The sequence below is a fragment of the uncultured Rikenella sp. genome, assembly GCF_910577125.1.
GTDB lineage: Bacteria > Bacteroidota > Bacteroidia > Bacteroidales > Rikenellaceae > Rikenella.
This window is the reverse complement of the sequence record NZ_CAJTMN010000057.1, coordinates 1-13,834: the sequence shown is the minus strand read 5'-3', so window position 1 is coordinate 13,834 and position 13,834 is coordinate 1. Positions and strand designations below refer to the sequence as shown.

The 13,834-nt window shown below is 58.5% G+C and carries 12 protein-coding genes; 8 read left to right on the top strand and 4 right to left on the bottom strand.

Annotation, left to right across the window (positions count from 1 at the left end; genetic code table 11):
* Positions 1-267: 267 nt before the first annotated feature.
* The 4 genes from QZ292_RS07035 to QZ292_RS07020 form a co-directional block, all read right to left on the bottom strand.
* Positions 268-1,173, bottom strand: a complete 906-nt coding sequence (locus QZ292_RS07035) for an OadG family transporter subunit (protein ID WP_294599816.1) — start codon at positions 1,171-1,173, stop codon at positions 268-270.
* An 11-nt stretch (positions 1,174-1,184) separates the two neighbouring features.
* The gene (locus QZ292_RS07030) at positions 1,185-2,747 is read right to left on the bottom strand and encodes an acyl-CoA carboxylase subunit beta (RefSeq protein ID WP_294599812.1); all 1,563 of its coding nucleotides are present in this window, start codon (positions 2,745-2,747) and stop codon (positions 1,185-1,187) included.
* Positions 2,748-3,172: 425 nt separating this feature from the next.
* Positions 3,173-3,589 carry a methylmalonyl-CoA epimerase gene (mce, locus tag QZ292_RS07025; RefSeq protein ID WP_294599809.1) on the bottom strand — a complete coding sequence of 139 codons (417 nt, stop codon included), beginning with the start codon at positions 3,587-3,589 and terminating at the stop codon, positions 3,173-3,175.
* A gap of 100 nt (positions 3,590-3,689) precedes the next feature.
* Positions 3,690-4,055 (bottom strand): DUF1573 domain-containing protein, encoded by a 366-nt coding sequence (locus QZ292_RS07020; RefSeq protein ID WP_294599806.1) that lies wholly within the window; start codon positions 4,053-4,055, stop codon positions 3,690-3,692.
* Positions 4,056-4,487: 432 nt separating this feature from the next.
* On the opposite strand from QZ292_RS07020, the gene QZ292_RS07015 reads away from it, so the two are divergent.
* The 8 genes from QZ292_RS07015 to QZ292_RS06980 all read left to right on the top strand — a co-directional run bounded on the left by QZ292_RS07015 (position 4,488) and on the right by QZ292_RS06980 (position 13,568).
* Positions 4,488-5,615, top strand: coding sequence for an IPT/TIG domain-containing protein (locus QZ292_RS07015; protein ID WP_294599803.1), 1,128 nt, complete (start codon positions 4,488-4,490; stop codon positions 5,613-5,615).
* Between the two features lie 141 nt (positions 5,616-5,756).
* Entirely contained in the window at positions 5,757-6,971 is a 1,215-nt protein-coding gene (locus QZ292_RS07010) for a transglutaminase-like domain-containing protein (RefSeq protein ID WP_294599800.1), read from the top strand.
* A gap of 811 nt (positions 6,972-7,782) precedes the next feature.
* Entirely contained in the window at positions 7,783-8,055 is a 273-nt protein-coding gene (locus tag QZ292_RS07005) for a hypothetical protein (protein ID WP_294599797.1), read from the top strand.
* The gene (locus QZ292_RS07000) at positions 8,040-8,252 is read left to right on the top strand and encodes a hypothetical protein (protein WP_294599795.1); all 213 of its coding nucleotides are present in this window, start codon (positions 8,040-8,042) and stop codon (positions 8,250-8,252) included. The genes QZ292_RS07005 and QZ292_RS07000 overlap by 16 nt, the downstream gene beginning before the upstream one ends.
* Positions 8,237-8,449 (top strand): hypothetical protein, encoded by a 213-nt coding sequence (locus QZ292_RS06995; RefSeq protein WP_294599792.1) that lies wholly within the window; start codon positions 8,237-8,239, stop codon positions 8,447-8,449. The genes QZ292_RS07000 and QZ292_RS06995 overlap by 16 nt, the downstream gene beginning before the upstream one ends.
* 477 nt (positions 8,450-8,926) lie before the next feature.
* Positions 8,927-11,194 (top strand): primosomal protein N', encoded by a 2,268-nt coding sequence (gene priA, locus QZ292_RS06990; RefSeq protein WP_294599790.1) that lies wholly within the window; start codon positions 8,927-8,929, stop codon positions 11,192-11,194.
* A 64-nt stretch (positions 11,195-11,258) separates the two neighbouring features.
* Positions 11,259-13,088: an ABC transporter ATP-binding protein gene (locus tag QZ292_RS06985; protein WP_294599788.1), complete on the top strand. Its 1,830-nt coding sequence runs from the start codon at positions 11,259-11,261 to the stop codon at positions 13,086-13,088.
* A 12-nt stretch (positions 13,089-13,100) separates the two neighbouring features.
* Positions 13,101-13,568 carry a hypothetical protein gene (locus QZ292_RS06980; protein ID WP_294599785.1) on the top strand — a complete coding sequence of 156 codons (468 nt, stop codon included), beginning with the start codon at positions 13,101-13,103 and terminating at the stop codon, positions 13,566-13,568.
* Positions 13,569-13,834: the final 266 nt, after the last annotated feature.

The window sequence follows — 13,834 nt, the reverse complement described above, 5'->3', positions numbered from 1 at the left end:
CTTTAGAGGATGCTTACGCATCCTAAAGCTGCCGGCGGCCCAACTCCCGGACTTTTCTTTGGGCCGGGAACAACGGCGCGCTAAAGGTTTAGCCTACATATAAAGCGCGCCGTTGCCCCGGCCCAAAAGTAATCCCAAAGATTGAGGAGTGCGGAGCCTGAGGCGTAGCGTAGCTATCTAAAAGTCTTTTGGGTACCTTTTCTTCAGAAAAGGTACAGTTCCATGCGGGTAGACACAGATAAAAGAACGGTTAAAAATGGAGCAAGGTTACTTTCGAACGGGTTGGTTGTTGAGTCCGTAGATTTTGGAGCTCCACGGCGAGTAGGCACGCGCCACCCGGTTGATAGTCAGGACATGCGACTCGATGTCGTGCAAGTCCTCCTCATACCTGCGCAGCGCGATAGCGATCGCCGCGATCTCCTCGCCCAGGAGCTGTCCCGACGGATCGATCGTCGGCCGCACCTCTTCCGGCATGGCCGCGACCGCTTTCTGTTCCTTGGAGCGCATCACCCGCGTCATCCCCCGACCGACGTTCTTGAAAATCAGGTAGAGCAGGACAAGCGCCGAGAAGACCACCGACATGGCCGTAATGGCCATCACCGCACCCGAAGGGTCGCGCAGGAAGAATTTCTCGGAAGCCGGCATACGCTCCTCGATTTCATTCGCCTGCAACGGCGTGATTCCGGCCAGCATGCCGAACCGTTCTTCGCCGGTCTCCGGATCGTCCGTCCAGCCGATCGAGACGTCAGGCAACTGAGCCGCCACGTCGTAAACGATAGAGTCCACCACATTCCGCCCCTGATCCAGAAAGGCCAGATAGCCCGTCTCGTCCAATACGAAATTGGTGTGGAACGTCCCGCGGTTCGAGGTGCTGTCGGCAAAGAAGATCACGTAGCCCTGCGGCGGAATCAGCGTCCGCGCGTCGTTCTTCGGAATACGATACGTCCGCGACATATCCCCCCGGCGCACCGTCAGGTAGGCGCCGCCGATGTTCACGTTCGAATAGCCGGTGTTGTGCAGCTCCACCCACCCCACGTGGTTTCCGTGGTCGTCGACGTAGCTCGTCCGGTTATCGACCAGCACTTCGTTGATCCGAATATCCTTCAGTCCCTGCGCATAGCCCGCCGCGCAAAGTGCGGCGAGGCCGAACGAAAATAAGAGTCTCTTCATCATAACGCGCGGTCTTACAACGGAATATTGGAGTGTTTCTTCGGCGGGTTGACCACCTTCTTGGTCACCAGCGACTGAAGCGCGCGGATGATCCGGAAACGGGTGTTCCGCGGTTCGATCACGTCGTCGATATAGCCGTACTTGGCCGCCACATACGGGTTGGCGAACTTCTGCCGATACTCCTCTTCCTTTTCGGCCAGGAATTCGGCCCGTTTCGCATCGTCCTCGATCGCCTTAGCCTCCTTGGCCATCAAAACCTCGACGGCGCCCTGCGCCCCCATCACCGCGATCTCAGCGGTCGGCCATGCGTAATTCAAGTCGCCCCGCAAATGTTTGGAGCTCATCACGCAATAAGCCCCCCCGTACGCCTTCCGCAAAATAACCGTCACCTTCGGCACCGTCGCCTCGCCATAGGCAAACAGCAGTTTTGCCCCGTGGGTAATAATCCCGCCGTACTCCTGCGCCGTCCCCGGCAGGAAACCCGGCACATCCACCAGCGTAACGATCGGAATGTTGAACGCATCGCAGAAGCGCACAAACCGCGCCGCCTTCCGAGAAGCATTGATATCCAGCACCCCGGCATAGTATTTCGGCTGGTTGGCGATAATCCCGACGCTCTGCCCGTTAAACCGCGCAAACCCGGTCACGATATTGGGTGCGAAAGTCCGCTGTGATTCCAAAAACTCGCCATTGTCGACAATGGCATGAATCACCTCCAGCACGTCGTACGGCTTGTTCGGATTGTCCGGCACGATCTCGTTCAAAGCGTCTTCGACGCGGTCGATGTCGTCCGTGCAGACCGCCAGCGGAGCATCCTCCAGATTATTCTGAGGCAGATAGCTGAGCAGTTTCCGGATGATGGCCATCGCTTCCTCTTCGTTCTCGCTGACGAAGTGCGCCACGCCCGACTTGGTGGAGTGCATCGAAGCGCCGCCGAGCTGCTCCTGGGTCACTTCCTCGCCGGTCACGGTCTTCACCACTTTCGGTCCGGTGACGAACATGTAGCTGGTGCCTTTGTTCATCAAGATAAAGTCGGTCAAAGCGGGCGAATAAACCGCCCCCCCTGCGCACGGCCCCATGATGGCGGAGATCTGCGGAATCACGCCGCTGGCCATGATGTTCCGCTGGAATATCTCGGTATAGCCGCTCAAGGCATTGACGGCTTCCTGGATCCGGGCGCCGCCGGAGTCGTTGATCCCGATCACCGGAGCCCCGTTCCGCATGGCCATATCCATGACTTTGCAGATCTTGGCGGCGAAGGTCTCGGACAGCGACCCGCCGAATACGGTGAAGTCCTGACTGAAAACATATACCAGCCGCCCGTCAATGGTCCCGTATCCGGTCACGACGCCGTCGCCGTAGTACGACTCCTTATCGATCCCGAAGTTGGAACAGCGATGGGTGACGAACATGTCGAACTCTTCGAAGCTCCCTTCGTCGAGCAACAGGTCGATCCGCTCCCGAGCGGTCAGCTTTCCTTTGGCGTGCTGGGAGTCGATCCGTTTCTGACCGCCGCCGAGCTTGGCCTGCTCGCGCTTGGCGACGAGCTCTTTTATCTTTTCCTGATTGACACTCATTTTTATTTCTGTAACTTGCTTGGTAACTAATTTTATACTCTTTATCCGTTCACTGCCCAGGAGGGTACTGTTCTCTTTGTGAACAAAGAGAACCAGAAAAACTTTAGAGGATGCTTCGCATCCTAAAACTTGCCGGCGGCCCAACTCTCGGACTCTTCTTTGGGCCGGGAGCAACGGCGCGCATAGGGTTAGACTCACATTAAGCGCGCCGTTGCCCCGACCCAAAAGCAATCTCGAAGAATGAGGACTGCGGAGCCTAAGGAGTAGCGTAGCTATCTAAAAGTTTACCTTAAGGTTTCCTCCTTGCGCCTCGGCCATTCAAGTAAACTTGATGGCAACTCGGCTGCTACGTCGGTTTTGGTGCCGCTTTTTCCAAAAAGCGGCAGTTCCAGCCGGCACAATGAACGATAAAAAAGAGTGAAAGATTATTTATCGGCAGGGTTTTCGCACAATTCCGTGAGCACCCCCATAGTAGACTTCGGGTGAAGGAACGCGATGTTCAGCCCCTCCGCCCCTCGGCGCGGCGCCTTGTCGATGAGCTGTACCCCTTTGGAGTCGCACTCCGCCAGCGCTTCTGCGACCCCGTCCGCCACGGCGAACGCCAGATGATGAATCCCCTCGCCCCGTTTTTCGATGAATTTGGCGACCGCGCTATCGTCGGAGGTCGGTTCGAGGAGTTCGATTTTTGTCTGTCCGACCTTGAAGAAAGCCGTGCGCACCTTCTGATCCGCCACCTCTTCGATGTTATAGCACTTGAGCCCGAGTACCTTTTCGTAATAAGGGATCGCCGCATCGAGGCTCTTGACCGCGATGCCGAGGTGTTCGATGTGAGAAAGATTCATAACATGGTGGTTATTAAAAGTTTGGATTAATCACGGCACCCGTATCGGAACCGATAACGACAAAGTTAGGGTTTTGTTTCTGAAATAACAACGACCGAAATCAATAAACTTTCCCGCGCAGAACCACCTGCGGCGCCGGTTCGGCCGGCGGAGCAGTCACGAAGCGGACAGTCTTGTAGAAAGCCCCCCGGTCGGTCGGCGTGAGGGTCACCGCCACGCGCACACTGTCGCCCGGCATCACCGGCGCTTTGGGCCACGCCGGTTTGGTGCAGGTGCAGTCCACCTCTATATTCCTGATGACCAACGGTTTGTCCGAGACATTGACACAAACCAGCTCGACCCGGTTTTTCGACCGGAGAGCGATTTCCCCCATCCGCACCACGGCCGGAGTCACGCGCAGCGACTGGCCGGCCGCCCCACCCCACGCCAAGACCCCGAGCATCCACAAACAGAGTTTTTTCATCATACCTCCAAAATTAACGATTCTCGGTCAATTTCCGCTCAAGACGGAAGAAATCCGTACTTTCGCCCCGGCAACAATCCCACGACCCAGGCGGTGAACACTTCCCGTTCCGAAAATTTAAGCTATCTTTGTCCCGTCCGAGTCCGCGCGACCCGGGCAGACATATCAGCTTAAACATGAGAAGTGTTTGAGTTTGTTCTCGTTGATGAATTCTGGTAAAATTCTTTGCGAAAAGAGAACGAGCCCAAAGCCCTTGCTCTATACCTTGTCTTATGGGGTATGGTGTGGGATTGTTGCTTGTTTTTATTTTCGCAGGTTTACCAGAGCCTCATCAACTGAAAACAAAGTCACGATACCCACACTTCTTCTTTTCAATCCAGTGTTTACATCTCTGCTTCGGGGTATCGGGAAGAGGCCATTTTCATTTTCATGGTTATGAAAAAACTTCTGTTTTTTGTGCTGACCGCAGCCCTGATGTTCGGCTGCAAGAAGGACGACAACGGCACGCCCTGTCCGGTCTCGGGCGCGACCCTGCCGACCTCGAGCGCCGAGAACCCCATCCCGGCCGGTTCGGCGGTAACGATCCAGGGGAGCGGCTTCACCTCGAGCAGCGAAATCTGGCTGCGCGGGGTGGCGACCAAAGCCGACGGCGACGTACAGGCCACCGTGACCGACCGCACCTCGACCTCCATCACCTTTAGGGCCCCCTCTTCCGTGTCGGGCGAACAGAGCGTCATCCTGAAACAGGACGGCGGCGAGTGGCCGTTGGGCAAGATGTACTTCACCGCCGCGCCGGAGATCCTGCCGAAAAAGATTGTAAAATCTCTTCTTACAGAAGAGGTGGATGGAGAGAAAGAGACCCACACGGCACTCTATACCTATGACGAAACAGGCAGACTGACTCGAATCGAAACCAGCTCAACAGGTGATTCTTTTTATGAAGGTTCGAGAATCGAATACCTGCAAGACAAAATCAAAATCAGCCACGATTACGACGAGGTGGTAGATTGGGAAGTAGAATTTCTGGTAGAAAATGGACGAGCTACAAACTGCATCGAAGAAGATAAAGAGGACGGTTCAATATGTGAGACCAAGGAGTACACTTATTCGGCCAACGGTTATTTAACCGGAATCGTTTTTTCGCTAACGAATGAAGGTATAACCGACACCTATACCGGTGAATTGACGGTGGGGGAAGACGGCAGTCTGGAAAAATATACCACTGCCGAAAAAGAGATCGAAGACGGAGGATATTACGGGACTTATACCATCGACTTTACCCCGAATACATCCGTGCCGAACAACCTCAACCTGGATTTGATCGGTAACAATTATTTGTTCGGAGACATCATCGACGACCCCGCGATCCTTGACGCTTATTTGCTGGGTATCGGAGGAACGCGCTCGAAATACCTGCCGAAACAACTTACCCTAACCGATGCGGACGGAGAATCATTTACCGTAAAATACGAATATGAATTCGCCGGTGAATACATTTCAAAAATCGGGATCGACGACGGCGACGGATACACAGCTACCCTCGAACTCTTCTACGAAGAGTAGCAGGCAGCCTACCGAACGACCACCGGAGGACGGCCCCATATCCCGCGTGGGATATGGGGCCGTCCTTACGTAATTTTGTATCATTCCGGGCACATTTTATTCCTATCTTTGTTGCCACACGCATCCAAAACAGAACGAACGATGAAAAAGATTTCACTTTTAGGCACACTGGCGGCTGCAACGCTGGCCTTTTCGTGTACCGGCACACCGTACGGACTCGACCCGAAGCTGGCAGCCGATCTGTATGCCAACATCGCCGCGGCGGGCGACAACGGACGGGAGCTGACCGCAGCCATGGAACGCGCCCCCGAAGAGCAACGCGAAGGGATGGCCTACCTGATCGCCTATATGCCCGAGGGAGACCGGGATACGCTGACCGCCGACTTCCTGCTCGGCGAGGTGGAGTGGGCTTACCGGGCGCGGGAGACCTTCCCGTGGGCCAAGGCGCTGCCGGACTCGGTCTTCTACAACGACGTGCTGCCCTACGCCTCGATGAACGAACGGCGCGAACCGTGGCGGGCGATGTTCTGGGAGAAGCTCTACCCGCTGGTGGAGAGGATGATCGACGTCCGTCAGGCGATCGACACCATTAACAAGCAGTTGCAGCACCTCGTGGGAGTGGAGTACAACACCAAGCGTCGGAAACCGCACCAGTCGCCGGGCGAGTCGATGGAGATCGGAATGGCGTCGTGCAGCGGGCTTTCGATTCTGCTGACGGATGCGTTCCGGACGATGGGGATTCCGTCGCGCATCGCGGGGACGCCGCTGTGGGTCTCGAAGGAGGGGAACCACAACTGGACGGAGCTCTGGATCGACGGCAAGTGGTACTTCACGGAGTACTACCCGACCCCGGCGCTGAACCACAGCTGGTTCCTCGAACGCGCCGGCAAGGCGGACAAGAGCGACCCGATCTACTGGATGTACGCCACTTCGTGGCGACCGACGGGTCTGCATTTCCCGATGGTCTGGGATTTCGATAACCGCAACGTGCCGGGGATCGATGTGACGGATTTCTACATCGACCTCTACAACGCCCAGATGGCGGAGGCCAAAAACGGGGCGCCGGTCATCATCCGGGCGTTCCGGGATCGGAACGGGGGACGCGACAGCGAGGATCGCGCGGCATGCGATATCCGCATCACGGATGCGGAGGGCAATATGGTCGCTGCAGGCAAAACGGCAGGGCCGACGGCCGACATGAACGACTACCTGACGCTCTACCTGCCGTTCGGCAAAGACCTGACTGCGGAATTCACGGACAATGCGGGTCAGGTGCAGCGGGTTTCGTTCGTCACGCCGAAAGAGGCGGACAACGGAGAGCTGCAACCTGTCGAAGTGGAATTGTTCCTGCACTAAAATTTTTCTTCGATGCTCGAAAATGAGTCTTGCGGAGCGTAAGGCGTAGCGTAGCTATCATAAAGTTTTTTTGGTTCTTTTTGTTCACAACCGACGCTGCCAGCAAGTGCAATGCAAACGCAGTTTGCGAATTGCCGAGCGGCGAGGAGGAAAACGAGCGAAGCGAAGTTAAAAAGAACAGTTCCCTCAAACCAATCGCGCGCCGACGCCTTAGGAGGCGATTCAACTGTTTCGGCTCACGCCGAAACAGAATGAATCGTCCAGGCGCGCGAGCAGAGAACGGAGCAGAAGCTGCCGCAGCGATGCGTGAGCATCGCCCGTCCACGCACCCGTTGGGTGTTTTGTTAGGGTTCTTTCTGCCTTACTAAGTGGGGCCCGCGCGGCCTGAGCACAGTACCCTCAAACCACCGCGCGCCACGCCTTGAAAGGCGATTCAACTATTTCGGCGTAAGCCGAATATAGAATGAATCGCCAAGGCGCACGGAGAAATGCGAACAAAGCTCAACCGCGCGCGATCGCTGGAGTAGGAAATCGTTCAAAGCGACTTGCGCTTTGAACAAGATTTCCGCCAGCGCGCGTAGGGTAGAGGCTGTTATTTCGGAGTGCCCGGAGGCACCGGCGGAGCGATAGCGGAGCCGCAGTGAGGCGGACACGGGGTAGTGCTTTGGGCCGAGAGCGAGTAGCGCGATTCGCAGAATCGCCGGGCTTGCGCGCTGGGCCTTCGGCCCATCCGGGGAGCGCGTAGTCCGAAACCCAAAGACCAAAACACGGCTGTTGCGGTTCGGAGAACCGCCAGCCCTGTTGCTCAGGCGTGAAGCGCCTCGGGAGGTGGGCGACAGGCCGAACCGACAGACTAAAAACAACATTCCATAAACCCGCAGGCTTCGCCCCGCATCACCCCGCCCCGGGCTATCGCCATCGGGATACGGGCGCGCTGGTCAACGTCGGCCGCTACGGGTACAGTTGGTCGTCCGCTGTCAGCGGGAATAACGGCGTGTTCTTAAACTTCGGCACGCAGCACCTCAGCACCAGCTACTCGGACTACCGCGCCCACGGTTTTCAGTTGCGTTGCCTCTCGGAATAAACGGAAACAGCCCCGCCCCGGGCTACCGCGGCCGTATCACGGGGGCGATGGGCAATGTCGGGTGTGACGGGTACAATTGGTCGTCCTCAACGGACGGGATTGTGAGCATAACGTTGGAATTTAGCACACAGAGGTTCTTTGCAGGTAATGCGGGAAACCGTGCTACGGGTCGTCAGTTGCGTTGCCTCTCGGAATAAACGGAAACAGCCCCGCCCCGGGCTACCGCGGTGCCGGTTCGGGCGTATCGGACGGCGTCGGCAACTACGGCTATAGCTGGTCGTCTGCTGTCAGCGGGACTTACGGCGTGTTCTTGTACTTCTACACGCAGTACCTCAGTCCCAGCTACGCGCACACCCGTGCCTACGGTCGTCAGTTGCGTTGCCTCTCGGAATAAACGGTGCATACCGCACTCACAAATGGCCGGGTCTACCCTAACAGGAATCGTCGGGGGATTTTCAAGGGGGATGTGAGTCCCCCTTGAATGTGCTCTTTGCCTACTTTCTACCACATAGTAGAAAGTAGGGGCCCCCGCGGCCCGAGCGGAACAGAGAAAAGAGATTGATTTAGAACCCAAAGACGGAAGCCGAATAACGTTAGCGGGCTTGCTCAAGGTAAATTAATCAGGCATTATCCGCGCGCCTTGGGAAATCCAGTCAAAACACGCAAGCGAGTTTTGACGATTTCCCTCTTAAGGCGTGGCGCGCGTTAAGCTATAACAAAAGTAATAACGGCCGGCCGCCATGACGCGAACGCGTCGGCCGGACAGGCCCCGCGTCCCGTGGACGGGCGAAACTTGCGTTTCGCTGCGGCAGCCGCTACCCCAACATTGACCGTGTCTACCCTAACAAACAGATAGCCTTAACCCCACACGATGACCCCGGCCTTTGCCGACATACTCCTGCCGCTCGCCCTGCCGAGAGCCTTCACCTACCGCCTCACCGGAGAGCGGCCGGTCGAAGCCGGGATGCGCGTGCGCGTGCCGCTCGGGAAGAGCAAAGTCTGCGAAGGCATCGTGCTCCGCGTGCACGACACACCGCCCGAATCAAAAAATCCGCCGAAACCGATCCTCGAAATCCTCGACGACCGGCCCTTCGTGCGGCCCGAACAGCTCCGGCTGTGGGAGTGGATCGCCGACTACTACCTCTGCACCCCCGGCGAAGTCTTCAAAGCCGCCGTACCCGCCGGAATCCGCGACGGGAGCTATCGACCGGCCGCCGAGCTGTATGTGCGACTCGCCGCGGGGTACCGCTCCGCCTCGAAAATCACCGAAACGCTCGAAGAGATCCGACGCGCCAAAATACAGTGCAAAGCCTTGCTGAGCTACCTCTCCTTCCTGCCTGGCGGAGCGGACGGAGAACCGGTACTGACACCGGACGATCCGCAGACCCTGTGGGTCTGCCGGGCCGACATCACCGAAACGGTACCCGCCGCCATCGTGCTCCGGCTCGTCGAGCGAGGCATTCTGGAACAGCAGGAGATCGTCCCGTCCACCTTGCACCGGGCGACGGCGAAGAGCGACACCACACCCCTGCCGGAAGCGCCGGCAACCACGGACACCCCCGTTTTTCAGTCGATTCAAAACGCATTCGAGACCGACGAAACCCTCTTGCTGAGCGGCGAAATCGCAGGACACGGCGAGACCCTCGCCACACTCTATACCGCCCTCGCCGCCGAACAGATGCGCACCGGACGACAGACCCTGCTGCTCGTACCCGACACCGTGCTCACCGCCCGGCTGACCAACGCCCTGCAGGCCGCTTTCGGAAGCCGCTGCCTCGTCTACCACTCCCGCCTCACCGACCGCGCCCGGAGCGCAGCCTGGCAGCGGATGATCGAACAGCCGGAGAGCGTCGGAATCGTCGTCGGGACTCGTTCCGCCCTCTTTCTGCCTTTCGAGCGGTTAGGACTCCTTATCGTCGACCGCGAACACGACCCCAACTACCGCCAGAGCGATCCCGCTCCGCGCTACCATGCCCGCGACACGGCCCTGATGCTCGCCCGGCTGCACGGAGCCCGGACACTGCTCGTCAGCCCGACCCCTTCCGCCGAGAGCTGGCTCAACGCCCGCGCCGAAGGCGGCAAATACGGATCGGTCGCCGTGCCGGCCGCAGACGATGTCCGGCGACCGCGCGTCACCGTGTTGGAGCGCGGCCGGGGAGTCGTCTCCACCTACCTGCGCCGCCGGATCGAAGAGACCCTGCAGGAGGGACGGCAGGTCGTCCTCTTCCAGAACCGCCGCGGATTCGCCCCCTACGTCGAATGCGCGGCCTGCGGAGCGACACCGACCTGTCCCCACTGCAACGTCACCCTCACCTACCACAAAGAGACCTCGGCACTCGTGTGCCACTACTGCGGCTGGTCGCAACCCTACACCCCGACCTGCGCGGCCTGCGGCATGCAGGCCCTGACGCCGCGGGGGATCGGCACGGAGCGCGTCGAGCAGCAGATGGCCGAACTCTTTCCCGACATCCGCATCGCCCGGATGGACACCGACACGATGCGGGGCGCAGGAGCGGCGGGACGGATCCTGAACGACTTCGCGGAAGGCGAAACCGAGATTCTGGTCGGAACACAGATGGTGGCCCGCACGGCCCGGAGCGGCGACCAGACGGGACTCGTCGGCGTGATCCATGCCGACAGCCTGCTGGCCCACCCCGACTTCCGGGCCGCCGAACGGGCCTTTCAGCTGCTGATGCAGCTGAAAGCCCTGCTCCCGGCGGACGGGAGCGGAGAGCTGGTCATTCAGAGTTCCCACCGGCTCCACCCGGTTCTGATCGCCGTGACGAACCACGACACGGAGGGTTTCTACCGCCACGAGATGCAGGAGCGGCACCAGCTGCTCTATCCGCCCTATGTCCGGATGCTGCGGGTCACCTTCCGCCACCGCAGCAAGTCGCTGACGGCGGCGGCGGCACAACTGTGCGAAGCCCTGCTGCGCGAACGGTTCGGCCGGCGCGTCTCGCCGCCCTACGAACCGCAGGTCGACCGGATACAGAACCTGCACATGCTCCACATCCTGCTGCGCATCGAACGTGAACGGCCGGTGGCGCGGGCCAAAGCCATTCTGACGGAGGCGCTGGCCCGGGTGCGCAAGGCTTTTCCGACGGTGCGGACCATCGCCGAAGCCGATCCGCTGTAATATGCGGATGCGCCGGGAAAAGCCGAAAAGCGCAGAACCGGAAAAAACCGCTATCTTTACCCGCATGAACACCTACTTCCGCATCCTCCGGTTCGGCCGTCCCTACGGGCGTTATGCCGCGCCGTATTTCATCTGCATCCTGCTCCACACGATCTTCAACACCCTGATGTTCGCGATGCTGATCCCGATCATCCAGGCCATGTTCGATGCCGATTCGATGGTAAAAGCCGTCACGCAGATGCCCGCCTTCGAGTTGAAAACCGCCTACTTCAAAGCCCTGCTCAACTACGGTCTGTACCGGGTGGCCGGAGCCGGATACAGCACGAAAGACATTCTGGTGGCATTGGCCATCCTGACAGTGGTTATCGTACTGCTCAGCAACACCTTCCGTTATCTGGCCCAACGGATTCTCGAAAACCTGCGCATCCACACCCTGCAACAGATCCGCGACACGCTGTTCGACCGTGTGATCCGGCTCCAGGTGGGCTACTTCAGCAACGAACGCAAGGGAGACATCATTTCCAAAATCACATCCGATGTACAAGTCGTGCAGTTCTGCGTCACCAGCACGTTTCAGGTCTTCTTCAAAGAGCCTTTCCTGCTGGCCGGCTATTTCATCCTGCTGATCAAGATATCGTTCCCGCTGACACTGTTCACACTGGCCGTACTTCCGGTCATCGCCCTGTTCATCGGCTACATCGTCAAACGGCTGCGCAAGTCGGCGACCGCAGGACAGGAGGCGTTCGGCGAGATGGTCTCGCTGCTCGACGAGTCGCTCGGCGCCATCAAGACGGTCAAGGGATACAATGCGACCGATTATATCGACCGAAAATTCCGCGCCCTCGACGGAAAATATTCCGACATCATGCGGTATATCGCCCGAAGACAACAGCTCGCCTCGCCGATGAGCGAATTTCTGGGAGTCGCTTCGCTGTCGTTCATTCTGGTCTACGGGGGGAATATGATTCTGAACGGCGCGCTGGAAGCGGCGGCGTTCATCACCTATCTCGGGGCATTCTCGCAGGTGACACGGCCGGCACGCGCCATTGCGGACGCTTTCGGAAACATCAACCAGGGGATTGCCGCCGGAGAACGTATCCTCGGGATGATGGACACGGCACCGGTCATTACCGACCGGCCGGATGCCACGGCGCTGACCGAGTTTACGGAGGGGATCGAGTTCCGGAACGTCTCGTTCTCGTATGAAGAGAAACAGGTGCTCCGGGACATTTCGTTCACGATTCCGAAAGGAGAGACCGTGGCCTTGGTAGGGCCTTCGGGAGGAGGAAAATCGACGATTTCCGACCTCATCCCGCGGTTCTACGACCCGGACAGCGGGGCGGTTCTGATAGACGGCACGGATTTGCGGGACTACAAAGTTGAAAGCGTGCGGGCACAGATGGGGATCGTAGCGCAGGAGACCATTCTTTTCAACGACACGATCGAGGAGAATATCCGGATGGGGAACCGTTCGGCAACGCTGGAGGAGGTGATGGAAGCGGCGCGGGTGGCGAACGCCTACGACTTCATCATGGCGACCGAACAAGGGTTCCAGACCAATATCGGCGACCGGGGGATGAAGCTCTCGGGGGGACAGCGGCAGCGGATCTCGATCGCGCGGGCGGTACTGCGCAACCCGGAAATCCTGATTCTGGACGAGGCGACCTCGGCGCTGGACACAGAGAGCGAACGACTGGTGCAGGATTCGCTCTCGTCGCTGTTGCAGGGGCGGACGTCGCTGGTGATCGCCCACCGGCTGAGCACGATCCAGCATGCGGACAAAATTATCGTGATCGAGGCGGGACGGATCGTAGAGCAGGGAACGCATGCCGAATTAATGGCGATCGAAGGCATCTATCACAAGCTAATCGAAATGCAACAGTTGGCGGACTAACCCGACCGGATGATGAAAAAACTGCTTCTCTTACTTGGCCTGACGCTCGGAAGCGGCTCGATCGCGACGCAGGCGCAAAAATTGGTGATCGGCTCACGCGTGCCGGACTTCAAGGGGGTGGAATGGAGCACACTGCCTCCCCGGGCAGAGGCTCCGATGCTGATCGAGTTTTATGCTCCGGAGAATGCGACGTCAGCCCGGTTTTTCCCCAGGCTGGCTGAGATCCGACACCGCCACGGGAATGGGAACCGGGGCATTCAGATCGTGGTGCTGACCCGAAAGGCGGGAGCGGTGACAGATTCGCTCAAGGCGAAATACGGGGAACGCTACTTCATCGGTTCGGATCCGGACGGGAAGGTCTATCGGGCGTTCCATGTCCAGTACGTGCCTTACACGATTCTGGTCGATTCCAAAGGGGAGCTTTACTGGCAGGGGAATCTGGGCAATCTTCCGGCATCGGTGCTGGAGCGGGTCAGGTAATCTCTCCCAGGTTCTACCTGCTTTTTCATGTGCGAATTCACACCCCGCCCCGGGCGGCCGCAACTACAATGAAGGGATACACTGGTTAGTCGGGAATGCGGGATTCAACTGGTCGGTTACCCCCAGTTCTCTGGGAGGCGTGGATCTCTATTTCTGCACAACGGTCGTCAATGCACAAGACGGGCCAAGTCGTGCATTCGGTATTCAGTTACGTTGCCTCTCGGAATAAACGGTGCGTGTCGCACTCACAAATGGCCGGGTCTACC

Coding starts and splice junctions, on each gene's coding strand:
- QZ292_RS07035 (WP_294599816.1), bottom strand. CDS start 1,173: ATGATGAAGAGACTCTTATTTTCGTTCGGCCTCGCCGCACTTTGCGCG.
- QZ292_RS07030 (WP_294599812.1), bottom strand. CDS start 2,747: ATGAGTGTCAATCAGGAAAAGATAAAAGAGCTCGTCGCCAAGCGCGAG.
- mce (WP_294599809.1), bottom strand. CDS start 3,589: ATGAATCTTTCTCACATCGAACACCTCGGCATCGCGGTCAAGAGCCTC.
- QZ292_RS07020 (WP_294599806.1), bottom strand. CDS start 4,055: ATGATGAAAAAACTCTGTTTGTGGATGCTCGGGGTCTTGGCGTGGGGT.
- QZ292_RS07015 (WP_294599803.1), top strand. CDS start 4,488: ATGAAAAAACTTCTGTTTTTTGTGCTGACCGCAGCCCTGATGTTCGGC.
- QZ292_RS07010 (WP_294599800.1), top strand. CDS start 5,757: ATGAAAAAGATTTCACTTTTAGGCACACTGGCGGCTGCAACGCTGGCC.
- priA (WP_294599790.1), top strand. CDS start 8,927: ATGACCCCGGCCTTTGCCGACATACTCCTGCCGCTCGCCCTGCCGAGA.
- QZ292_RS06985 (WP_294599788.1), top strand. CDS start 11,259: ATGAACACCTACTTCCGCATCCTCCGGTTCGGCCGTCCCTACGGGCGT.
- QZ292_RS06980 (WP_294599785.1), top strand. CDS start 13,101: ATGAAAAAACTGCTTCTCTTACTTGGCCTGACGCTCGGAAGCGGCTCG.